Genomic DNA, 22,422 nt, shown 5'->3' on the forward strand with positions numbered 1-22,422 from the left:
CTCGCGGGGCGGATTGGTCGTAATAGCGCTGATTCCCCCTCTCACCTCAGCCACACCGCGTCACCCGTGTCTCGTATGGCTCAATTCTTTCGGCTGCCCGAACATCCGTCGCAGGGCGTCGACGGGGTGTTCGGCGCAGCTCGCGTACGTCCGCGCGCCCCGGCGTCCGGGACCGGTGGCGTAGGCGCTCTGGACGGGTGGGACGGGCTCGGCTAGCTTCCGACGCCATGAGGTCCATGGGGAAGACGCGACGCATGCTTTCGGTGGGGCTGGGCGGGCTGATGTTGACGGCCGCGTTGACGGCGCCGGCCCAGGCGCACGACCACCGCACGCCGAGCTGGCAGATGAAGGACACCGCGAGCGATGCCCGCTTCCGCGGACTCGCGGCGGTCAGCCGGTCGACCGCGTGGGTGGCGGGCACCAAGGGCACGGTCCTGCGGACCTCGGACGGCGGCCGCACCTGGCAGAACGTCTCCCCGGCGGGCGCGGCCGGCCTGGAGTTCCGGGACGTGGAGGCCTTCGACGGCCGACGGGCCGTGGTGCTCGCCATCGGCGAGGGCGAGGCATCCCGGGTCTACCGCACCGAGGACGGCGGAGCCACCTGGAGCGAGTCGTTCCGCAACACCGACCCGAAGGCGTTCTATGACTGTCTGACCTTCTTCGACCCTCGCCATGGCCTGGCGATGAGCGACCCCGTCGACGGCAAGTACCGCATCCTGTCCACCGCGGACGGTGGGCGCTCCTGGAAGGTCCTGCCCAGCGCGGGGATGCCGGCCGCGCAGCCGGGGGAGGCCGGCTTCGCCGCGAGCGGTCAGTGCCTGGTGGCCTCCGGGCCAAGGGATGTGTGGCTCGCCACGGGCGGCGGCGCCACCGGACGCGTTCTGCACTCCGGCGACCGGGGACTCACCTGGACGGCCGCCGAATCGGGCATCCCGGCCGGCGACCCGGCCCGCGGCGTGTTCGGCCTCGCCTTCCGCGACCGCACGCACGGCATCGCGGTCGGCGGTGACTACCGGGCGGGGCAGCCGTCACCGAACGCCTCGGCGGTCACCGGGGGCGGCGGCCACCGCTGGCGCCCGGCGGCGACACCCGTCGCCGGGTACCGCTCGGGCGTCGCCTGGCTGCCGCACTCGCGCTCGGCCGCGCTCGCCGTCGGACCCACCGGCACCGATGTGAGCCGGGACGGCGGCCGCACCTGGCGCACCGTGGACACCGGCTCGTACGACACGGTCGACTGCGCCGTGGACGGCGGCTGTTGGGCCGCCGGCGAGCAGGGCCGGGTCGCGCGCCTGGCGGGCTGAGCCCTTGCGCGGGGATCGTGCCGGGCTCGCGGGGCCCGGCACCGCTCCCTGATCCGACCTGATCCGGCCTCCCCCCGAACGAAAGGCCCTAGCTCGGCAACGTCTGCTGGAACGGGGCGAGTTCGGGCGCCACCTTCGTCGCAAGGAACTCGGTGATCCGGTAGGTGCACAGGCCGTTGATGAGGAAGGGGTCGCTCGCCACGAGCTCTTCCATCGCCGCACGGTCGTCCCCGACGGCCAGGATGACGCCGCCGTCGCGCGGCTCCTTGCGCCCCGACGCGATGAAGACGCCCGCCTCGTAATGCTTGTTGAGCCAGACGACATGGGTGTCGAGCAGGTCGTCGATGCGGTCGAGGGGAGCGATGTAGGTGAGCTCAAGTATGAACATGATCGAAAGGCTACTCCTGGCCGGTCCGGCGCTCCGTTCCGTGTCGCTGTCTCAGAGCGTGCGGGGTCTCAGAGCGTGCGGGGTCTCAGAGCATGCGGGCCATGCCCACCGAGTCGGGAGCGGTCTCAAGGAAGCCGAACTGCCCGTAGAGGCGGCGTGCTTCGCCGTCCGCGATCAAGGACACATAGGCGGTCGCGGGCGCCCTGCGCTCCAGCTCCGCGGTCAGCGCGGCCATGATCCGCTTCCCGAGGCCGCGGCCCTGATGGGCCGGGTGGACACAGACGTCGGTGACCTGGAAGGCGGTGCCCCCGTCGCCGATGATCCGGCCCATGCCGACGGGTTCTCCGGCCGCGTACAGGAGTACGCCGTACCAGGTGTTGGGCAGCGCCAGGGCCACCGCCTCGGCGGACCGGTCGGACAGGCCGGCGACGGTGCGCAGGTGCCGGAACGTCTCGGGGGAGGGCACGCCCTCCCGTAGCTCGTAATGGCTGAGAGTGTCGTTCATGCCTTACATGGTAGGTGTGGGGTGCGCGGTTTCGACAGTGCCGCCCCGAGTCTTTGCCCGGGGTCCGCGCGACGGTCGGGCCGGGACTGGCACGGGTGGAAAGCGGCCCCGCCAGGACGGCCGGCCGGGAGGGGGACGGGGTATGCCGTGACGGGCCGACAGGAACCGTCGCGCGCCGCGACCGGAGCGGGGAGGCGGCCGCTCGGCGCGGGCCGCGGCCGGAAATCGACGCCCCGGCGGAGCGCCTAAGGTGGGCGCCATGGAGATCATCACGGGGGTTCCGGACGGCTGGCCGCGCGACGAGGCGACCGCGCTCGCCGTGCAGGACGAGCTGCGGGACCGGGTCGTGCGGGACGAGAGGGGACCGGAGCCGGGCAGCGGCCTCGTCACCGGCGTCGATGTGGCGTACGACGACGAGCACGACCTGGTCGTCGCGGCCGCCGTGGTGCTCGATGCCGCGACCCTGGAGGTCGTCGAGGAGGCCACCGCCGTCGGCCGGGTGGCCTTCCCCTACGTTCCCGGGCTCCTCGCCTTCCGCGAGATCCCCACCGTGCTCGCCGCCCTCGAACGGCTCGACTCCGGCCCGGGAACGGTGATCTGCGACGGGTACGGGCTCGCCCACCCGCGCCGGTTCGGCCTCGCCAGCCACCTCGGCGTACTCACCGGGCTCCCCGTCATCGGCGTCGCCAAGAACCCGTTCACCTTCACCTACGAGCCGCCGGGGCCCCGCCGCGGTGACACTTCCCCGCTGCTCGCCGACGACGGCGCCGAGGTCGGCCGCGCCCTGCGCACGCAGGACGCCACCAAGCCCGTTTTCGTCTCGGTCGGTCACCGGGTGAGCCTGGACGGTGCCTGCGCCCACACCCTCGCGCTCGCCCGGCGCTACCGCATCCCCGAGTCCACCCGGCACGCCGACTCGCTGTGCCGCCGAGCCCTCAAGGACGCCCAACAGGGCCTGAAGCGGCCGCAGTCGGGTCTCTGAGCCCGCCCGGTTTCAGCGGGCGTCCGCGACCCTGAAGCGCATCCCGGCGGCCCGCAGCCGCTCGGTCAGGGCTGTGCCCATCGCGGTGGCCGGTGTCAACTGGCCGACGCGGTCGGGGAGTTCGTCGAAGGCGAGACAGAGCGCGCCCTCGGCGAGGATCTTCGCCGTCTCGTCATAGCCCGGGTCGCCGCCGGACACCTCGGTGAAGACCCGGCGGCCGCCGCCCTCGCCGACGAAGCGGACCGTGAACCAGCTGCGCCGCCTCCGTGCCTCGTCCGGGCCCTGCCCCGCCTCGTAACGGTTCATCAGCCACGTGCGCGCGGGCGGGAGTTGGGTGGCAGCGGCGACGGCGCCGGCCGCGACCACGCCGCCGATGGCGACCGGCAGGCGCCTGACCGCGACGAAGTGCCGGTAGCGGAAGTCGGGTCCGTACCGCTCGTCGGCGGCCGCCGAGCGGGCGATGATCTGCGGGTCGATGGTGGGCATGGGCAGCGCCCAGACGCCGGTCTCCTTGCTGAAGTGCGGCGCGCCGAGCGGGGCGCGGGCCCGCCGTCCCACCAGGCGCGGCTCGTGCAGGCGGCGCTCCCGTGCGGCCCTCGCGGTCTGCGCACCACGCCCGAGGACGGTCAGCGCGGAGGCCAGGGTGCCGCCGGAGAACATCGCCTTGGTCCGTACGAAGCCGTCGACGCGCAGGGGAGACCCGGCCGGCAGCTGGTGCACGGTGAACTGGACACCGAGGTCGTGCGGCACCGAGTCGAAGCCGCAGGCATGCACCAGGCGGGCTCCCCGCTCGCGGGCCCGCGCGTCATGACGGACGTACATCGAGTCGACGAACTCCGGCTCGCCCGTCAGGTCGAGGTAGTCGGTGCCGGCCTCGGCGCACGCCTCGACCAGGCCCTCGCCGTACCAGATGTAGGGGCCGACGGTGGTGGCGACGACCCGCGACGACTCGGCGAGCGCGCGCAGCGAGGCCGGGTCGGTCGAGTCGGCGGTGACCAGCGCCAGTGTGGCGCACGCCGGATTCAGCTCCGTGAGCCGTTCGCGCAGCCGCTCCAGCTTGCTGCGGCTGCGGCCCGCGATCGCCCACCGGCAGCCCTCCGGCGCGTGGACCGCGAGGTACTGGGCGGTCAGCGCCCCGACGAAACCCGTCGCGCCGAACAGCACGATGTCGTAAGTCCGCTTCGGGGGTTCCACCTGTGCCTCAGTCCGCTTCGAGGGTTCCACCTGTGCCTCCGCACTTCTGCTGCCTGGTGACGCCGTCGGCCGATGCCGGGTTGTGAGGCTAGCGTGCGGCGTGCGCTCGTGGCATCCGGGCCCGCGCCGACGTGACCGACGCGGCGAGGGGGCGCCGGGCAAGACCGGCGTACCGGGGCAACCGCCACCCCTGGGCCGGCCCGCCATGCTGAGCGGTTGCTCACGGGGGGTTGTGCGGAGTGGAACGTGTTCTTAGCATCATTGATGTTACATCAGTTGTGTCACAGTGCTGGGGGCTTGATGGCAGCGACAGGAACCGGCCCGCTGGCCGGGGTGCGCGTGGTCGAGCTGGCGGGCATCGGGCCGGGCCCGTTCGCCGCCATGCTCCTCGCCGACCTCGGCGCCGACGTGGTGCGCGTGGACCGCCCGGGCGGCGCCGGCCTCGGAGTCGACCCGGCGCACGACCTGACCAACCGCAACAAACGCTCCGTGATCATCGACCTCAAGGCGCCGGAAGGACCGGGCCTTGTCCTCGATCTCGTCGAGCGCGCCGACATCCTGATCGAGGGGTACCGGCCCGGCGTCGCCGAGCGTCTGGGCGTCGGTCCCGAGGACTGCCTCGGCCGCAACCCGGCCCTCGTCTACGGCCGGATGACCGGCTGGGGCCAGGACGGGCCGCTCGCCCAGCGGGCCGGACACGACATCGCGTACATCGCCATCACCGGCACGCTCGGCATGATCGGCGAGGCGGACGGGGCGCCCGTCGTCCCGGCCAACCTCGTGGGCGACTACGCGGGCGGCTCGCTCTACCTGGTCATCGGCGTCCTCGCCGCCCTCCAGCACGCACGCGGCGGCGGAGCGGGACAGGTCGTGGACGCGGCGATCGTGGACGGGACCGCCCATCTCACCACGATGATCCACGCCATGCTGGCGGCCGGCGGCTGGCAGGACCGGCGCGGCGCCAACCTGCTCGACGGCGGCTGCCCCTTCTACGGCACGTACGAGACGTCCGACGGCCAGTACATGGCGGTGGGCTCCCTGGAGCAGCGGTTCTACGACGAATTCGTCCGCGTCCTCGGCATCCAGGACGAGGCTCCCGCCCGCAAGGACCTCGCCCGCTGGCCCCGTCTGCGCACCGTGATCGCCGAAAGGTTCCGCACGAAGACCCGCGAGGAGTGGACGGCCCTGTTCGAGGGCTCGGACGCCTGCGTCGCCCCCGTTCTCTCCCTCGCGGAGGCGCCGCACCACCCCCACCTGGCGGCCCGCGCCACCTTCACCGGGCACGGCGGCATCACCCAGCCCGCGCCCGCACCCCGCTTCTCCGCCACCCCCGGATCCATCCACAGGCCCCCCGCCCTGCCCGGCGCCGACACGGCGGACGTCGCCCGCGACTGGGACCTGCCGGGACTCACCGTGGGCCGACCGGGGCCTGCCGGGACCCACCATGAACCTGGCGCCAACTCCCGTACAGGAGGCTTGAGTTGAAACGGCAGATCTTCAGTGCCGAGCACGAGGCGTTCCGCGAGACCGTCCGCACCTTCCTCGCCAAGGAGGTCCTGCCGCACTACGAGCAGTGGGAGAAGGACGGCATCGTCTCGCGCCAGGCCTGGCTCGCCGCAGGAAAGCAAGGGCTGCTCGGCCTCGCCGTCCCCGAGGAGTACGGGGGCGGCGGACAGGCCGACTTCCGCTACAGCGCCGTCCTCGCCGAGGAGTTCGCCCGCGCCGGAGCCGCCGGCCTCGCGCTCGGCCTGCACAACGACATCATCGGGCCCTACCTCACCGGGCTCGCCACCGAGGAACAGAAGCGGCGCTGGCTGCCGGGCTTCTGCGACGGCTCCCTGATCACCGCCATCGCCATGACGGAACCCGGCGCAGGATCCGACCTCCAGGGCATCCGCACCACCGCCGACGACCAGGGCGACCACTGGCTGCTCAACGGCTCCAAGACGTTCATCTCCAACGGCATCCTCGCCGACCTGGTCGTCGTGGTCGCGAAGACCACTCCCGAGGGCGGCGCGAAGGGCCTGTCCCTCATCGTCGTGGAACGAGGCGCCGAAGGCTTCGAGCGCGGCCGCAACCTCGACAAGATCGGCCAGAAGTCGCAGGACACGGCCGAGCTGTTCTTCCACGACGTACGCGTCCCGAAGGACAATCTCCTCGGCGAACTCAACGGCGCCTTCGTCCACCTCATGACCAACCTCGCGCAGGAACGGATGGGCATCGCGGTCGCCGCGATCGCCGCCGCCGAACACCTCCTGGAGATCACCACGAGCTACGTCAAGGAGCGCGAAGCCTTCGGCCGACCGCTCTCCAAGCTCCAGCACATCCGGTTCGAGATCGCCGAGATGGCCACCGAGTGCGCCGTCACCCGCACCTTCCTCGACCGCTGCATCGTCGACCACTCCTGCGGGGAGCTCGACGCCGTGCACGCCTCCATGGCCAAGTGGTGGGCCACCGAACTGCAAAAACGCGTGGCCGACCGGTGCCTCCAACTGCACGGCGGATACGGCTACATGACCGAATACCGGGTCGCCAAGGCCTTCGCCGACGGCCGCATCCAGACGATCTACGGCGGCACGACCGAGATCATGAAGGAGATCATCGGCCGCTCCCTGCTCGGCTGACCGGCCGCTTCCTGCCCGGCTGACCGATCGCTCCCCAGCCCGGCTGACCGCCCGCTCCCTGCCCGGCTGACACTCGCTCCTCAGCCCGGCTGACGCCCGCTCCTCAGCCCGGCTGACAGCGCTCTCACGAACCACCCTCACCCGAAAGGCCCGACGTTGAGCACCGAAGCGTATGTGTACGACGCGATCCGCACCCCCCGCGGACGCGGCAAGGCCAATGGCGCCCTGCACGGCACCAAGCCGATCGACCTGGTCGTCGGCCTGATCCACGAGATCCAGGCCCGCTTCCCGGGCCTCGACCCGGCCGCCATCGACGACATCGTGCTCGGTGTCGTCGGCCCGGTCGGCGACCAGGGCTCCGACATCGCCCGCATCGCGGCGATCGCCGCCGGGCTGCCCGACACCGTCGCCGGCGTCCAGGAGAACCGCTTCTGTGCCTCCGGCCTCGAAGCCGTCAACCTGGCCGCGATGAAGGTCCGTTCGGGCTGGGAGGACCTGGTGCTCGCGGGCGGCGTCGAGTCGATGTCACGCGTCCCGATGGCCTCCGACGGCGGCGCCTGGTTCGCCGACCCGATGACCAACTTCGACACCAACTTCGTCCCGCAGGGCATCGGCGCCGACCTCATCGCCACTCTCGGGGGTTTCTCGCGCCGCGACGTCGACGAGTACGCGGCGCTGTCCCAGGAGCGCGCGGCCGACGCCTGGAAGGACGGCCGCTTCGGCCGGTCCGTCGTCCCCGTCAAGGACCGCAACGGCCTCGTCGTCCTCGACCACGACGAGCACATGCGCCCGGGCACCACCGCCGACTCGCTGGCCGGCCTCAAGCCGTCGTTCGCCGGCATCGGCGAGATGGGCGGCTTCGACGCCGTCGCGCTCCAGAAGTACCACTGGGTCGAGGAGATCGACCACGTCCACCACGCGGGCAACTCCTCGGGCATCGTGGACGGTTCGGCCCTCGTCGCCGTCGGCTCCCGCGAGGTCGGAGAGCGCTACGGAATGACCCCGCGGGCCCGCATCGTGGCCGCCGCGGTCTCCGGCTCCGAGCCCACCATCATGCTGACGGGCCCCGCGCCCGCCACCCGCAAGGCGCTCGCCAAGGCCGGTCTGACCATCGACGACATCGACCTCGTCGAGATCAACGAGGCCTTCGCCGCGGTCGTGCTGCGCTTCGTCGCGGACATGGGCCTCAGCCTGGACAAGGTCAACGTGAACGGCGGCGCCATCGCCCTGGGCCACCCCCTCGGCGCGACCGGCGCGATGATCCTCGGCACCCTCGTCGACGAACTGGAGCGCCGCGATCTGCGCTACGGACTCGCCACGCTCTGCGTCGGCGGCGGCATGGGCGTCGCCACCATCGTCGAGCGTGTCTGACCGTCCCGCCCCGGCATCCCCTCATACGGAGAATTCAGCAATGACGAAGAGCACGACCATCCGCTGGGAACAGGACGAGACCGGCGTCGTCACCCTCGTACTCGACGACCCCAACCAGTCCGCCAACACCATGAACCAGGCGTTCAGGGACTCCATCGCGGCCGTCGCGGAGCGCGCGGAGGCCGAGAAGGACTCCATCCGGGGCATCATCTACACCTCCGCGAAGAAGACCTTCTTCGCGGGCGGCGACCTCAAGGACATGATCCAGGTCGGCCCCGAACTCGCCCAGCGGGCCTTCGACACCGGCACCGCCATCAAGAACGCGCTGCGCCGCATCGAAACCCTCGGCAAGCCGGTGGTCGCCGCCATCAACGGCGCGGCCCTGGGCGGCGGTTACGAGATCGCGCTCGCCGCCCACCATCGCATCGCGCTCGATGCGCCCGGTTCCAAGATCGGCCTGCCCGAAGTCACCCTCGGACTGCTGCCGGCGGGCGGCGGCGTGACCCGCACCGTGCGCCTCATGGGCATCGCGGACGCCCTGCTCAAGGTGCTGCTCCAGGGCACCCAGTACTCCCCGCGGCGCGCCCTTGAGAACGCTCTCGTGCACGAGGTCGCCGCCACACCCGAGGAGATGCTGGCCAGGGCGCACGCGTTCATCGACGCCCACCCCGAGTCCCACCAGCCCTGGGACATGAAGGGCTACAAGATCCCGGGCGGCACGCCGTCCAACCCCCGCTTCGCCGCCAACCTGCCCGCCTTCCCGGCCAACCTCAAGAAGCAGCTCCAGGGCGCGCCCTACCCGGCGCCGCGCAACATCCTGGCGGCGGCCGTCGAAGGCTCCCAGGTCGACTTCGAGAGCGCTCTCACCATCGAGGCCCGGTACTTCACCGAGCTCGTCACCGGGCAGACGTCGAAGAACATGATCCAGGCGTTCTTCTTCGACCTCCAAGCCGTCAACTCCGGCGTCAGCCGCCCCCAGGGCATCGAACCGCGCCCCGTCCGCAAGGTCGCCGTCCTCGGCGCCGGCATGATGGGCGCCGGCATCGCGTACTCCTGCGCCCGGGCCGGGATCGAGGTGGTCCTGAAGGACGTGTCGCTCGAAGCCGCCCAGAAGGGCAAGGCGTACTCCGAGAAGCTGCTCGCGAAAGCGCTCTCACGGGGGCGTACGACCGAGGCCGACCGGGACGCGCTGCTCGCTCGGATCACACCGGCCGCCGACCCCCAGGCGGTGGCGGGCTGCGACGCCGTCATCGAGGCGGTCTTCGAGGACACCGCTCTCAAGCACAAGGTGTTCCAGGAGATCCAGGACATCGTCGAGCCCGACGCGCTCCTGTGCTCCAACACCTCCACGCTGCCGATCACGGGCCTCGCCGAGGGCGTCTCGCGCCAGGCCGACTTCATCGGTCTGCACTTCTTCTCACCGGTCGACAAGATGCCGCTTGTGGAGATCATCAAAGGCGGGCGCACCGGCGACGAGGCCCTGGCCCGCGCCTTCGACCTGGTCCGCCAGATCAAGAAGACGCCGATCGTCGTGAACGACTCGCGGGGCTTCTTCACCTCGCGCGTGATCGGCCAGTTCATCAACGAGGGCGTCGCGATGGTCGGTGAGGGCATCGAGCCCGCGTCCATCGAGCAGGCCGCGGGCCAGGCCGGCTACCCGGCCAAGGTCCTCTCCCTGATGGACGAGCTGACCCTGACCCTGCCGCGCAAGATCCGCAACGAGACGAAGCGGGCCGTCGAGGAGGCGGGCGGCGTCTGGCCCGGCCACCCCTCGGACGCGGTCATCGACCGCATGGTCGACGAGTTCGACCGCACCGGCCGCAGCGGGGGCGGCGGGTTCTACGAGTACGGCGCGGACGGCAAGCGGGGCAAGCTCTGGCCCGGCCTGCGCGAGCACTTCACGAAGCCGGGTCACGAGATCCCGTTCGAGGACATGAAGGAGCGGATGCTCTTCTCCGAGTCCCTGGACACCGTGCGCCTCTTCGAGGAGGGCGTCCTCACCTCGGTCGCCGACGCCAACATCGGCTCGATCATGGGTATCGGCTTCCCCGCCTGGACCGGCGGCGTCATCCAGTACATCAACGGGTACGAGGGCGGTCTGCCCGGTTTCGTGGCGCGCGCCCGCGAGCTCGCCGAACGCTACGGAGAGCGCTTCCAGCCGCCGGCCCTCCTGGTGACGAAGGCAGAGAACGGCGAGAAGTTCCAGGACGCCTAGGAACGGACGCGCGGTCGTGGACGACGCGCACCGTGCGCCCACGGGAGGACGGTGAAACCGCCCCGGAGACACACGCTCTCCGGGGCGGTTTCAGTTGCCGACGTGGCCAGTTGGAGGCGTGAGAGCGCTCTCGTGGGATTCGTCCCCGGACTCGCCGGTGCCGGTGCCGGCGGCGGACGCGGTGCCGGCGGCGGACGCGGGCCGGCCCGAGCCGAACGCCGCCCTCAGCTCCTCCTTCAGCGACCGCTGGAACGCGGTGACCAGAGCCTGCAGGACCATCGGCTGCATGTGCGCGGACAGCGACTTCATCGCCTCGACATGATGGGGATCCGATTCGCGCTCCCGGTAGGGATTCCACACCTCGTCGCGGAAGAGCCGGGTCAGCTCGTGCGCGGCCGAGCGGGTGTGCTCCATCAGGACCGCACGGGCCGCCAGGATCGTCTCGTGGGCGATCGGGACGTCCAGGAGCTGGACGCCCAGCGCAAGGAGCCCCGGGTCGACGCGGAAGGTGTCGGCGGAGCCGGCGATCCGCTCCAGGACGTTCATCGCGGCGAGCCGGTCGACATCGGTGGCGGACAGCGCACGTCCGGCCCGCCGTTCCAGCTCCGCGCGGCTGACATCGTCCGTCGAGTCGGGCGCCCAGGAGGCGACCACGGCCCGGTGAATGGCCAGATCGTGGGCGCTGAGATCCGGCGGCAGCTGCTGGAGATGGCGTTCGATGGCGGCCAGCGTCATCCCGTGGTGCTGCAACTCCTCGATCAGGGCGAGCCGCGACAGATGGGCAGGACCGTAGTGCCCCACCCGTCGCGGCCCGATCACCGGCGGCGGCAACAGCCCCCGGGTGCTGTAGAAGCGGATCGTGCGCACGGTGACACCGGCTCGCGCGGCCAGCTCGTCAACCGTGAGTGTCGGCTCCTCGGTCTCCGTCGCCATGGCAGTGCCTCGCCTCCCGGTGTTTCCGGCCGCCGGTATGCGCGGCCGATCCGGTGCAACAGTATTGCTGTCTCACCACCGCTGCTCAATATGCTCACGTACTGGATCGCCGGCCGGAGCGGCAGCAGCACGATGCCCATCGTCGCGCCGCTGCCGGCGTCGTCCTTGAGCGGAACGGTCACGGTGTCGCCGTCGGTCCAGGAAAAGCCCTGGGTGTCGAATGTCCAGGTGCCGGTGACCTTCCGCGCCGGGGCGCGTCAGCGGGCGGCGGCGAATGCCGCTTCGAGACGGGGCACGTAGTCCACGAGATCCTGGGCCCAGCAACCGCTCTCATGCCCACCGTGGCAGGTGCTGCCCCAGGCGGATCCGTTGCCGTAGTCGACGTAGTGCGAGGGCAGTTGGAGCGCGTCCAGATGGTCCTTGGCGTGCTGGGCCGCCGACTGGACCCAGAACTCCGCGGCGGAGGGATCACCGTTGCCGTTGCCCGTGTAGATCGAGACCCCCATACCGGCCAGCGCCCCCATGTGGGCCGACGGGTCGGCCTCGTTCCAGCGCCAGTCGGCGTTGAACACCGGGTACGGCGTGCCGAAGATGGCGTCACTCGACACCGTGGGCCCGAAGTTGAGGGAACAGGAGGCGGCGGCGTTGCCGCACAGGGCGGCACCGGCATTGGTCAGTGTGGCGACCACGGCGCCGCGCATGACCATGTGGTCGACCGACAGGTCGTCGGCGCCGGAGAACGTGGCCACCTGGCCGAACAGGTCCGGATGCCGCTGGGCGTAATGCAGGGCGCCGAAGCCGCCCATGGAGAGCCCGCCGACGGCCCGCTCCTGCTTGGTCGCCAGCGTGCGCAGGTTGGCGTCGATGAACGGGATCACCTGGTTGATGTGGAAGTTCTCCCAGTTCTGCGCCCCGGCAGCGGTGTTATGGTCCAGCCAGTTGGCGTACCAGCCCCGGAGGCCGCCGTCCGGAATCACCGTGATCATCGACGTGGAGGCGGTGAGGGCGGGATAGGCAAGATAGGGGTTGGCGGGGTCGTCGGAGGCGCCGTGCAGGAAGTAGAACACCGGATACCGCTTGGCCGGCTCGGTGGCGTAGCCGGCGGGCAGCAGAATCCGGATGTGGTGTTCCTGGGAGACCTCGGCCGTCTTCACCGTGATGACGAAGTTGGTCGCGCTCCCGGTGGCGGCGCCGACCTGGGTCAGGCCGAACCCGTCCGCCAGGACCGGTGGCGCCGGGGTGTCGGCGTGCGCGGAAGGCGCGCCGAGCAGGAGGAGAGCGGTGCCGGCGGCCGCGACCACGGCTTTGAGGCGCAGGCGCCCCCATCGCGTCCCGGCCCAGCTCCGTCCCGCCTTCACCGCACGTCCCCGACGCAGGGACCCGCACACAGCCTCATCATGGAACGTCTCCCCCTGTATGTCAGCCGGCTGGGCCGGACCGGCCGCGCCCGAAAGCGAACGGCGACCGGCCTTCCCCGCACCTTGGCCGGACCTAGAACACGTTTCTGTATGCACGTTCTCATGCAGCTCTGTAGGAACGCTCTCATTCAGCCACTGCCCGGCGAAGCCACCGAGCCGCACGGTCACGCCGTCCGGCCGGCCTGGAGCGGGTAGTGGTCACTGAGGTTCGTGTAGGTGTAGCTGGTGCCCCAACTGCTCACCGTCCAGGGCTCCGTGGACTCCTGCACCACGTTGTTGTTCCAGTCGGACGGACGCGCGTGGCCCGCGACATGGAGGACATAGTCCAGGTCCTCGCTCGGGTCCGTCGGGTAGCGGAAGTGCGCGATCGAGTTCGCGGTGGTGTCGAAGGAATACGTGTGCCCCGTTCGCGAGTCGGCGCCGACCAGGCCGCCGTTCGTGAGCATCGAGGCGTACTCGGAGCCGTGCGAGTCCACGTTGAAGTCACCCGCCACCATGACTTCCTCACTCGCCGGGATGTTCTTCGCGTCGAGGAAGGACTTGATGGACTTGAACTGAAGTGCGCGGTCCTTGACCGCCTCGCCCGCGCCACACCCCGAGTCCGTCGACTGGGTGTGAGTGGCGACGATGTGCACCCGGGTGCCGTTCACGTCCAACACCGCATAGGCGAAGCCCTTGTTGGACCACCAGTCGGAGCCGCAGGCATCCTTGTAGATGACCTGTTCCTTGTGCACGATGGGCCACTTGCTGAGGAGGGTCACACCGCCGTCCTCGGGGGTGGTCGAGGAGTAGGAGCCGCCGGTCGCGTCCCACCCGTCCTTGCTCCGGCCGACGACGGGCGTCTGGTACGGATACTGGGCCGAGGCGTTCCGCTTCAACGCGTCGGAGGCCGAGTTGTCGAACGCCTCCTGAAGCACCACGACATCATTGCCCTGGAAGAACGGGGCGGCGGGGATCGCCTGGGCGCGGTGGTCCTGACCCCAGTTCGGGTACAACTTCTGGCTCATCAGGAACGTGTTGTACGTCAGGACCTTGAGGTGGGGCGGCTCGGGTATGGCGGCCCGAGCGGGTGCGGCGGCCGTCAGCGTGACGACCGTGAGCGCGGCGGCAAGCGCCGCCCCGTGGATCCGGCGGAACGAAGGAAGAGGCACCTGAACTCCTGTTTCTGTCACGGGGATTGGTCCGGTGAGCACATCAAAGCAGCTCGGGTTACCTAGAGGTAACCTCCGCGCGTCCGCCGGCTGGTCCCTGTCGTACGATCAGGAGTACGAGAGCCCCTTGGGCATCCGGCCGGGGCGCGTGTGAAAGCGGTGCCGGGCGTGAACCTGATACCCATGAACGTGGGCCCACTCAATCCCACGCTGCCGGATCTCCTGATCGGTCTGGTCTCGTTCGTGATCTGCTTCTGGATCCTGGCGGGCGTCCTGCTTCCTCGTCTCAAGCGGACGTTGGAGGAGCGCGAGGCGCTGACCACGGGGCGCACCCGTGAGGCCGAGGCCGTCCTCGCGGAAGCGGCCGAGGTGCGCGCCCGGTACGAGGCCGAACTCGCCGGGGCACGTCACGAGGCCGCCCGTATCAGGCAGCAGGCCAAGGAGGAGGGCTCCGCGGCCATCGCCGCCGCCCGCGCCGAAGGCGCCCGGGAGCGCGATGAGGCCATCGCCTCCGCGACCGAAACCATCAGCGCCGCCCGCTCGGCGGCCGAGGCGGAACTCCGCCCCCACGTCCACGTCCTGGCCGCCGAACTGGCCGGCCGCATCCTCGGCGAACCACTCCCGGCCACTGCGGCGGGCCGCTGAGCGGATACCCGGCGCCCGAGGACCTGATCGCGCTCTCATGCGGCAGCGGGCTGCGACGTGACCACGTCCGTCCGCCGTACCTGCGCCGCCGTACCTGCGCCGCGGCACATGCCCCGCGCATCCATACCGCGGCGCGTACGGCGCGGTGCGTACGGCGCGGCTCCTGCGCCGAGATCGACCAGTTCGGGATTGCCCTGCCAGTCTCCGGCCGATCGGCGACGGTCACTCTCGGCTCTCGGCTCTCGGCTCTCGGCTCTCCGCTCTTCGCTCTTCGCTCTTCGCGAGATCGTGAGCGCGTCGTACCGTGCCTGGCTCGCACCCCCGCGCGCCGTCGTGATCGCGGCGATTGCATACTGGAATCCCTATCAAAACGGCAGTGCACAGCAGTGTCGTCAGCCACAGGGAGCCCAGCAATGAGTCGCCACGACCCCGCGCCCGTGCCGCCTCCCCCCGGGGGCGTGCTGTGGAGCCTCGCGGGCGACGTCAGGATGCTCCTCACTCTCCCCGCCGCGCTCACGATGCAGGTCGCGCACCCCGCGGTCGGGGCGGGCGTGGACGAGCACTCGGTATTCCGTACGGATCCGTGGGGCCGCGGGGAGCGCTCTCTGCGCTCGCTGCAACTCTGGGTGTACGGCGGCGCCGAGGCCGCGGAGGAGGGGCGCCGGCTCCGGGAGCTCCACAAGACGATTCAGGGCACCGACGCCACAGGGCGGCGCTACCACGCGCTGACTCCCGCCTACTACGCGTGGGTGCACGCCACCGGCTATCCCGTCTACGCCCACGCCCAGCAGTACCTCGGCCGCCCTTTCACCGACGCCCAGCACCGCAAGCTGTACGCGGAGTGGCTTCAGGTCGGGCGGATTCTCGGGATCCATGACCGGGACATGCCGCAGAGCATCGAGGAGTTCTGGCCCTACTACCGCAAGGTGCTCGCCGACGAGATCTGTTCCAATGGGGTGGTCGAAGAACTTGTCGCCACCGACCGCCCCGTTCCGGCCCCCGATCGCGGCCCGCTGCTCCTGCGGACGCTGCTGAGAGCGCTCTGGCCGCTGCTCCTGCCTCCCCTCGCGCGTTTCCGGCGGTTCGTCACCATCGGTTTCATGCCGCCGGACGCGCGTGAGGCGATCGGGCTCGACTGGACGGACGAGCAGGAGCGGAAACTTCGCCGCTTGGGCCGACTGGTCCGCGTGGTCGTGCCGCTGCTTCCGGAGCGGCTGCGCTATCTGCCGCTCGCCCGCCGGGCCCGCGCCGAGCGCCGACACGCCGCGCGTGCGCGAGAGCGCTCTCAGTGACGCCGACGTGAACGCTGCCCGCCTGTGTGGTCCCGGCCTGCCCCCGATCGCTGCCGTGCTGTGCCCGAAGCTGCCCGCGCTGTGTGACGGGTCATGCTCGCGCTGTGTCACGGGTAACGCTCGCGCTGGGCCCGGGGCAAGCTCGCGTCGCTCCGCCCGTCTCACAGAGGTCCGGGACCGCCGGTGTTCGAGCCAAGGCCCGAGCCGGGCGGGCCCGAGCCGCCGTCGGCGTTCGGGGGCTTGCTCGGCCTCCTGGGCCCGTGGGCGTCCCGGTCCGTCGGTGTTCGGGCCCGTGAGTGTCCGGGTCCTCGGTGCCCGGGCCCGCCGACATGCGGTTCGCTCACGTTCGGCACCGTTCCGCGCCTGCGGCACCGTTTCCGCCGCTCAGGCCGACGCGCGCCGGATCAGCGTTGTCGGGGTGATCACCGAGGCGGGTGGGGCTACTTCCGCGCCGCCCTGGTCGAGCCCACGCAGCAGCAGCCGTGCCATCAGCCGGCCCATCTCCTCGATCTCCTGGCGTACGGTCGTCAGCGGCGGGTCGGTTGCCTCCGCCACCGACGCCATGTCGTCGAAGCCGACCAGCGCGACGTCGTCCGGCACACGTCGGCCGCTTTCCCGCAGTACCCGCAGCGCACCCGATGCCATCAGGTCGTTGGCCGCGAACACGGCGTCCAAGTCCGGGCGGCGCGCCAGCAGTTGGGTCATCGCGCGGGCCCCGCTCTCGGACGTGAACGCGCCCTCCGCGATCAGGTCCGTATCCGCTTCCGGGAGTACGTCGCGATATCCGTCGAGGCGGTCCGTCGAAGCGGTCTGGTCCAACGGGCCCGCGATGTGTGCGATACGCCTGCGGCCGATCGCGAGCAAGTGACGCACGGCTTCGCGTGCGCCGCCACGGTTGTCGGCGTCCACATAGGGGACCGCCGCCGGGAAGCCGGGCCGGCCGCCGAAGACCGTCAGCACGCCGGCCCCGCGGGTGATCCCGGGCAGCGGGTCTTCTTCGTGCAGTGAGAAGGCGAGCGCCCCGTCGACATGACCACCCGAAAGATACCGGGACACCCGCCCGTAGTCGTCCGCTCCCTCGACGAGCAGCAGCACCAACTGGGTGTCGTGCGCGGTGAGTTCCTTGCCGATGCCGCGGATCTGCTGGGAGAAGAAGGGATCGGAGAAGAAGCGGGTCTCCGGTTCGGCAACGATCACGGCGACCGCTCCGGTACGGCGGGTGACCAGTGAACGGGCCGCCGGATTCGGGATGTAGCCCAACTCCTCCACGGCTTGGCGCACCTTGTCGACCAGGGGCGGACGCACGCCCGTACCGCCGTTGACGACGCGGGACGCCGTGGCCCGGGAGACACCGGCGAGTGCCGCGACGGCTTCGAGCGTGGGGCGCGTCCCGAAGTACTGCTCGGTCAAGGCGAGTTCTCCTCATCGGCGGGTCGTGGGCGGGGCCTGGCGGCACCAGAGAAGCGACTCGGCGACTTGGCGGGAGCCTCGCGCGCCGGTGCCTGCCGAGCGTAACGGCGACGGCAGGGGGAGTGGCGCCGCTGATCCTGCGGCGAGAGCGCTCCCAGCCGCCGGCTCGGTGGGCGGTCACCCCCCTCCCCGTCGAGCGAGAGCGCTTGCGGGCCCGGGCCCCGGCGGGCAACGCCACCGCCCCTGTTGGACGAGAGCGCTTTCCGCCCCAGGCCCCGCAGGCACCGTTGCCCCTCCCCGTACGTCGAGAGCGCTTGCGGCCCCGGGCCCGGCAGGCGCCGTCAACCCCTCCCGTCGGGCGAGAGCGCTCTCAGCCTCGGGCCGGCAGGCACCGTTACCCTCCCCGTATGGCGAGAGCGCTTCCAGCCTCCCCGGGCGCGCCAGGCATCGTTACCCCTCTCCGCCGAGCGAGAGCGCTCCCCGCCCCGGGCCCGGCAGGCACCGCCAACCGCCCCGTGGGGCGAAAGCGCTTGCGAGCTTGGGCCCGGCAGCCACCGCCACCCCTCCCCAAAGGGCGAGAGCGCTCCCGGCCCCGGGCCCGGCAGCCACCGTTGCCCCTCCCCACACGGCGAGAGCGCTCCCGGCCGCGGGCCCGGGAGCCACCGCCACCGGCCTCCCCATAGTGCGAGAGCGCTCCCGTGCCGTCGGCTGCGATCCGCCAGCCAGCCAGCCAGCCAGCCAGCCAGCCAACCAGCCAGCCAACCAGGCTGGCCCCGGCCGCCCCCCGCCGAAGCGCTCTCAAGAGCCGTGCGGCCCGCGGCCCCCAACCACCTCCTCCGCCACGACCTGGACGTTTACTCGACCTGGACGTTGGCCGCGACTGCGACTGCGACTGCGACTGCGACTGCGACTGCGACTGCGACCGCGACGGCGATCGCGACCGCGACCTGCGCCTGGATCTACGCCCGCGTCAGTGCTGGGCGTGCGTCGAATGGGACTCGGCGATCTTCTTCCACGACTTCGGTTCGACCGGCTTAACCGGCTTGGCCGGCTGGGCCGGGGTGGCGTGCCCGCCCGACTTGGTGGACGGGGACGCGGCGATTCCGGCGCGGGGGCCGAACTTGGCCTTGAGCGCGGCTGCTTCGGACGGCTTGGCAGGCTGGAAGAGCCAGGTGTCGAAGAGCTCCGCGAGCGGCTTGCCCGAGACCTTCTCGGCGTACTTGACGAAGTCGCCGACCGCCGCGTTGCCGTACGCGTGCTGGGCGGGCCAGCCCTTGAGGATCTTGAAGAAGGACGCATCGCCGACCGTGTTGCGCAGGGCCTGGATGGCCACGGCGCCCCGGTCGTAGACGGCGGAGTCGAACTGATTGTCCGGGCCCGGGTCGCCCGGCTTCACCTGCCAGAACGGGTCGTCGGCGGGGTGTTGTGAGTACACCCAGTCCGCCAGTTCCTGCGCGGTGCCGTCGCCCTCCTTCTCCGACCAGAGCCACTGGGCGTAGGAAGCGAAGCCCTCGTTGTCCCAGATGTCCTTCCAGCCCTTGACCGAGACGCTGTCGCCGTACCACTGGTGCGCCAGCTCGTGCACGATCACGGAGACGTTCGCGCCGTTGGCGAACTGTGCCGGGCTGTAGAACGGGCGGGTCTGCGTCTCCAGTGCGAAGTGGCTCGGCACGTTGGGGGCGTATCCGCCGACCGCGTTGAAGGGGTACGGGCCGAAAACGCTCTCAAGCCATTCGGTGACGTCCTTGGTGCGTTCGATGCTGGCGCGTACGGCACCGTCGTTGTCGCCGAGATCCTTGCTGTAGGCGTTCAGGACGGGCAGGCCGCTCGCGGTCTTGTCGGTGGTGATGTCGAACTTGCCGACGGCGAGCGTGGTCAGGTAAGAAGCCTGAGGCTTGTTGGAGCGCCAGTTGTACGTCGTCCAGCCGATCTTCGAACTCTGGCTCTGCAACACGCCGTTGCTGATCGCCTGCGTGCCGTCGGGCACCTTCACCGAGATGTCGTACGTGGCCTTGTCCAGCGGGTGATCGTTGGACGGGAACCACCACACGGCCGAATCCGGCTCCTGGGCCGCGACGCCACCGTCCGGGGTTCGCTGCCAGGCCGTCCAGCCGTCGACCTTCAACTCCGATGGCTTGCCCGCGTACTTCACCACCACCGTGATGGACTTGCCCTTGGGCAGCGGCGTGGCCGGGGTGATCTCCAGCTCGTGGCTGCCCGACGTGGCGAACGTCGCCTTGGTGCCGTTCACGCGCACCTCGCTGACGGCGAGGCCGAAGTCCAGGTTGAAGCGCGAAAGATCCTGCTGGGTCGTGGCGAGCAGGGTGGCCGTGCCCTCCAACAGGTCGGTTGCGGGCTGGTACTTGAGTTTGAGGTCGTAGTGCGAGACGTCGTAACCGCCGTTACCGCTGGCCGGGTAGTAGGGGTCGCCGATGCCCGGGGCGCCCGGAGTGAAGTCCGCGGCCGACGCCGGGATCACCAGCAGCAGGGAGGCGGCGAGCACGCTCGGGGCGATGATTTTGCGGTGCACAAAAACTCCAAGTCGTCAGTGTCGTCGTGGGGTGAACGATGGTGAACGATCTCTTCGGACCTTATTCAGCCCTCGCGGCCCCGGTCATGTCCATGGCCCCTGCTGTCACACGATCGCCATTCGGCCGACATGGTCAGGCGTCCGGCTTCGTTCGTCGCGGGGCCACGATTTGCTTCACCTCTGGCCTGCGATGTGCTCCACCTCTGGCCCACGACTTGCTCCACCACTGCTTTATTGCTGCTGCACCATGGGCTCTCCCGCTCCTCTCCTGCCCTCTTTTGTGCGGGAGTTGACCGGAGTACCTTCCCGCCCATGCCGATACGCGCGCGGGGCACCCGCCACAGGTCCAGATCATTCCTATCGCTCGTCTTCACGGCCGTGGCCGCCCTGGCGGCGGTGCTCCTCGCCCCGGTGGCCGCCCAGGCGGCCCGTGCCGGGGAGAGCCGGCCCATCTATTCGTACGCGAACGCGATTCGCGAGGCCGTGTGGGTGGACACCGGTCTCGACGCCGACGGTGACGGCAGGGGCGACCGTGTCGCGGTTGACATCGTCCGGCCGCGCGAACCCGCGCAACAGGGCCAAAAAGTGCCGGTCATCATGGACGCGAGCCCCTACTACTCGTGCTGCGGGCGCGGCAACGAGAGCCAGCTCAAGACCTACGACGCCCACGGCAATGTCGTGCAGATGCCGCTGTTCTACGACAACTACTTCGTGCCGCGCGGCTACGCCTTCGTCGGGGTCGACCTGGCCGGAACCAACCGCTCGGACGGCTGTGTCGACGTCGGCGGGCCCTCCGACGTCCTGTCCGCGAAAGCGGTCGTCGACTGGCTGAACGGCCGGGCGCGCGCCTATACGACGCGTACGGGCGGCGTACGCGCGACCGCCGGATGGACCAACGGCCGTACCGGCATGATCGGCAAGAGCTGGGACGGCACCATCGCCAACGGCGTTGCCGCCACCGGTGTCGACGGCCTCAAGACGATCGTGCCGATCAGTTCCATCTCCTCCTGGTACGACTACTACTTCGCCAAGGGCGCTCCCCTGTACGACGGGGGGCCCGCCGAACTCGCCGACGCCGTGGAGAGCCCGGACGCGCAGGCGCACTGCGCCGCCGTTCAACAGAAGATCGTCGACGGATCGCCCCGCAGCGGCGACTGGACGAAACTGTGGACCGACCGGGACTACGTGCTGCGCGCCGACCACGTCAAGGCCAGCGTCTTCGTCGTGCACGGCATGCAGGACCTCAACGTCCGCACCAAGAACTTCGGCCAGTGGTGGGACGCGCTCGCCGCGAACGGGGTCGAGCGGAAGATCTGGTTGTCGCAGACCGGCCACGTCGACCCGTTCGACTACCGGCGCGACGACTGGGTGCCGGCCCTGCACCAGTGGTTCGACCACTACCTGCTCGGCTACGACAACGGCATCGAGCGGCAGCCGATGGCCGACATCGAGCGCCACCCCGACCAGTGGACCCCCGACACCGTGTGGCCCCCGTCGGGCACCGCGGCCACGACCGTGCATCCCGTGAACGGTCCCGTTCCTGGCGTCGGCGCGCTCTCACTGAAGCGCGCGCCCGCCAAGTCGACCGCCTCCTTCACCGACAACCCGGCGCTCGACGAGACGAGTTGGGCCGCCGACATCGACAAGTCGACCCCGGACAAGGCGGGTTTCACCACCAAGCCGCTGACCAAGGACCTCAGGGTGTCCGGCTCGTCCAAGGTGACCGTCACCGCGACGCCGACCACCAGCAGCGCCCACCTCTCGGCGGTCCTCGTCGACCTCGGGCCCGACACGATCCGTAACTACGCCGGGCCCGGCGAAGGCATCCTCACCGGGACCGACCGCACGTGCTGGGGCGCGAGCACGACCGGCGACAGTTCCTGCTACCTGACCACGTCCGCCGACAAGACGGACGTCGGCTCCACCGTCTTCAGCCGCGGCTGGGCCGACCTCGGCAACTACGCCTCCGATCGCAAGGGCAAGCCGCTGACCCCGGGCAAGCCCTACACCATCACGCTCGACCTCGCCGCCACCGACCACGTCGTGCCGGCCGGCCACCGGCTCGCACTGATCGTCGCCGGTACCGACAGCGGGCTCATCGACCCGCCGCCGAGCAGGCCGACCCTCACGCTCGACCTGGCGCGCTCAGGCGCCGAGGTGCCGTTCGTCGGCGGTCCCGGAGCGTTCACGCGAGCCACCTCCGGCGCGCGGGCGCAGGCCGGCCCGGGCGGCGCGGTGGCGCCCAAGGGGGTTCCGGTTCCGCGCATGACGCAGCGGCTGCCCGGCGACTTCCGCCGCTGACCGCACGTCCGGTTCCGCTGGGGTGACGGTTTGATCGCCGCCGTCACCCCCGCGGTTCTGTTGGCGGCGTGAGCGCCACCGTCGCCCGGCTGTCCCGGTACGGCGTGATCGCCGCCGTCACCAGCTCTTCGGCCGCCTGCACCCCACGGAGCTCAGTGCGTC

General features: G+C 70.7%; 17 protein-coding genes. 9 read left to right on the top strand and 8 right to left on the bottom strand.

Annotated elements, in window-relative coordinates; translation table 11 throughout:
- Positions 1-227 precede the first annotated feature (227 nt).
- Positions 228-1,301: a YCF48-related protein gene (locus ACGFW5_RS05750; protein WP_393832910.1), complete on the top strand. Its 1,074-nt coding sequence runs from the start codon at positions 228-230 to the stop codon at positions 1,299-1,301.
- Positions 1,302-1,389: 88 nt separating this feature from the next.
- On the opposite strand, the gene ACGFW5_RS05755 is transcribed toward ACGFW5_RS05750, so the two are convergent.
- Entirely contained in the window at positions 1,390-1,689 is a 300-nt protein-coding gene (locus ACGFW5_RS05755) for a YciI family protein (RefSeq protein WP_393832911.1), read from the bottom strand.
- An 85-nt stretch (positions 1,690-1,774) separates the two neighbouring features.
- Entirely contained in the window at positions 1,775-2,194 is a 420-nt protein-coding gene (locus ACGFW5_RS05760; protein ID WP_393832912.1) for a GNAT family N-acetyltransferase, read from the bottom strand.
- Between the two features lie 259 nt (positions 2,195-2,453).
- On the opposite strand from ACGFW5_RS05760, the gene ACGFW5_RS05765 reads away from it, so the two are divergent.
- The gene (locus ACGFW5_RS05765) at positions 2,454-3,176 is read left to right on the top strand and encodes an endonuclease V (RefSeq protein ID WP_393832913.1); all 723 of its coding nucleotides are present in this window, start codon (positions 2,454-2,456) and stop codon (positions 3,174-3,176) included.
- A gap of 12 nt (positions 3,177-3,188) precedes the next feature.
- Here the strand turns inward: ACGFW5_RS05765 and ACGFW5_RS05770 are convergent, their stop codons facing one another.
- A complete protein-coding gene (locus tag ACGFW5_RS05770) occupies positions 3,189-4,370 on the bottom strand; it encodes a saccharopine dehydrogenase family protein (RefSeq protein ID WP_393832914.1) in 1,182 nt (393 codons plus the stop codon).
- 300 nt (positions 4,371-4,670) lie between these two features.
- Here ACGFW5_RS05770 and ACGFW5_RS05775 point away from each other — a divergent pair, with 300 nt between their 5' ends.
- The 4 genes from ACGFW5_RS05775 to ACGFW5_RS05790 all read left to right on the top strand — a co-directional run bounded on the left by ACGFW5_RS05775 (position 4,671) and on the right by ACGFW5_RS05790 (position 10,580).
- Positions 4,671-5,855: a CaiB/BaiF CoA transferase family protein gene (locus ACGFW5_RS05775; protein ID WP_393832915.1), complete on the top strand. Its 1,185-nt coding sequence runs from the start codon at positions 4,671-4,673 to the stop codon at positions 5,853-5,855.
- Positions 5,852-6,994 (top strand): acyl-CoA dehydrogenase family protein, encoded by a 1,143-nt coding sequence (locus ACGFW5_RS05780; RefSeq protein WP_393832916.1) that lies wholly within the window; start codon positions 5,852-5,854, stop codon positions 6,992-6,994. The genes ACGFW5_RS05775 and ACGFW5_RS05780 overlap by 4 nt, the downstream gene beginning before the upstream one ends.
- A gap of 156 nt (positions 6,995-7,150) precedes the next feature.
- Positions 7,151-8,365, top strand: a complete 1,215-nt coding sequence (locus ACGFW5_RS05785; RefSeq protein ID WP_393832917.1) for an acetyl-CoA C-acetyltransferase — start codon at positions 7,151-7,153, stop codon at positions 8,363-8,365.
- 40 nt (positions 8,366-8,405) lie between these two features.
- The gene (locus tag ACGFW5_RS05790) at positions 8,406-10,580 is read left to right on the top strand and encodes a 3-hydroxyacyl-CoA dehydrogenase NAD-binding domain-containing protein (protein WP_393832918.1); all 2,175 of its coding nucleotides are present in this window, start codon (positions 8,406-8,408) and stop codon (positions 10,578-10,580) included.
- Positions 10,581-10,670: 90 nt separating this feature from the next.
- Here ACGFW5_RS05790 and ACGFW5_RS05795 read toward each other — a convergent pair whose 3' ends face one another.
- The 3 genes from ACGFW5_RS05795 to sph form a co-directional block, all read right to left on the bottom strand.
- Positions 10,671-11,513, bottom strand: a complete 843-nt coding sequence (locus tag ACGFW5_RS05795) for a MerR family transcriptional regulator (RefSeq protein ID WP_393832919.1) — start codon at positions 11,511-11,513, stop codon at positions 10,671-10,673.
- Positions 11,514-11,770: 257 nt separating this feature from the next.
- Positions 11,771-12,871 (bottom strand): alpha/beta hydrolase, encoded by a 1,101-nt coding sequence (locus ACGFW5_RS05800; protein WP_393832920.1) that lies wholly within the window; start codon positions 12,869-12,871, stop codon positions 11,771-11,773.
- A 224-nt stretch (positions 12,872-13,095) separates the two neighbouring features.
- Positions 13,096-14,082 carry a sphingomyelin phosphodiesterase gene (gene sph / locus ACGFW5_RS05805; protein WP_393832921.1) on the bottom strand — a complete coding sequence of 329 codons (987 nt, stop codon included), beginning with the start codon at positions 14,080-14,082 and terminating at the stop codon, positions 13,096-13,098.
- A gap of 183 nt (positions 14,083-14,265) precedes the next feature.
- Between sph and ACGFW5_RS05810 the strand changes: the two genes are divergently transcribed.
- Both ACGFW5_RS05810 and ACGFW5_RS05815 read left to right on the top strand, forming a co-directional pair.
- Positions 14,266-14,727 carry a hypothetical protein gene (locus ACGFW5_RS05810; protein WP_393832922.1) on the top strand — a complete coding sequence of 154 codons (462 nt, stop codon included), beginning with the start codon at positions 14,266-14,268 and terminating at the stop codon, positions 14,725-14,727.
- Between the two features lie 413 nt (positions 14,728-15,140).
- Positions 15,141-16,019: an oxygenase MpaB family protein gene (locus ACGFW5_RS05815; protein ID WP_393832923.1), complete on the top strand. Its 879-nt coding sequence runs from the start codon at positions 15,141-15,143 to the stop codon at positions 16,017-16,019.
- Between the two features lie 384 nt (positions 16,020-16,403).
- Here ACGFW5_RS05815 and ACGFW5_RS05820 read toward each other — a convergent pair whose 3' ends face one another.
- Positions 16,404-17,429, bottom strand: a complete 1,026-nt coding sequence (locus ACGFW5_RS05820; protein WP_393832924.1) for a LacI family DNA-binding transcriptional regulator — start codon at positions 17,427-17,429, stop codon at positions 16,404-16,406.
- Positions 17,430-18,399: 970 nt separating this feature from the next.
- Positions 18,400-19,959, bottom strand: a complete 1,560-nt coding sequence (locus ACGFW5_RS05825; protein WP_393832925.1) for a M1 family metallopeptidase — start codon at positions 19,957-19,959, stop codon at positions 18,400-18,402.
- A gap of 312 nt (positions 19,960-20,271) precedes the next feature.
- Here ACGFW5_RS05825 and ACGFW5_RS05830 point away from each other — a divergent pair, with 312 nt between their 5' ends.
- On the top strand, positions 20,272-22,260 hold the full coding sequence (locus tag ACGFW5_RS05830; protein ID WP_393832926.1) for a Xaa-Pro dipeptidyl-peptidase: 1,989 nt from the start codon (positions 20,272-20,274) through the stop codon (positions 22,258-22,260).
- Positions 22,261-22,422 lie beyond the last annotated feature (162 nt).

It is taken from the genome of Streptomyces sp. NPDC048416 (assembly GCF_043200435.1).
GTDB lineage: Bacteria > Actinomycetota > Actinomycetes > Streptomycetales > Streptomycetaceae > Streptomyces.

Bases quoted from the DNA above. Each gene is read 5' to 3' on its own strand.
- ACGFW5_RS05750 (WP_393832910.1), top strand. From the start codon at position 228: ATGAGGTCCATGGGGAAGACGCGACGCATGCTTTCGGTGGGGCTGGGC.
- ACGFW5_RS05755 (WP_393832911.1), bottom strand. From the start codon at position 1,689: ATGTTCATACTTGAGCTCACCTACATCGCTCCCCTCGACCGCATCGAC.
- ACGFW5_RS05760 (WP_393832912.1), bottom strand. From the start codon at position 2,194: ATGAACGACACTCTCAGCCATTACGAGCTACGGGAGGGCGTGCCCTCC.
- ACGFW5_RS05765 (WP_393832913.1), top strand. From the start codon at position 2,454: ATGGAGATCATCACGGGGGTTCCGGACGGCTGGCCGCGCGACGAGGCG.
- ACGFW5_RS05775 (WP_393832915.1), top strand. From the start codon at position 4,671: ATGGCAGCGACAGGAACCGGCCCGCTGGCCGGGGTGCGCGTGGTCGAG.
- ACGFW5_RS05790 (WP_393832918.1), top strand. From the start codon at position 8,406: ATGACGAAGAGCACGACCATCCGCTGGGAACAGGACGAGACCGGCGTC.
- ACGFW5_RS05795 (WP_393832919.1), bottom strand. From the start codon at position 11,513: ATGGCGACGGAGACCGAGGAGCCGACACTCACGGTTGACGAGCTGGCC.
- ACGFW5_RS05810 (WP_393832922.1), top strand. From the start codon at position 14,266: ATGAACGTGGGCCCACTCAATCCCACGCTGCCGGATCTCCTGATCGGT.
- ACGFW5_RS05815 (WP_393832923.1), top strand. From the start codon at position 15,141: ATGAGTCGCCACGACCCCGCGCCCGTGCCGCCTCCCCCCGGGGGCGTG.
- ACGFW5_RS05830 (WP_393832926.1), top strand. From the start codon at position 20,272: ATGCCGATACGCGCGCGGGGCACCCGCCACAGGTCCAGATCATTCCTA.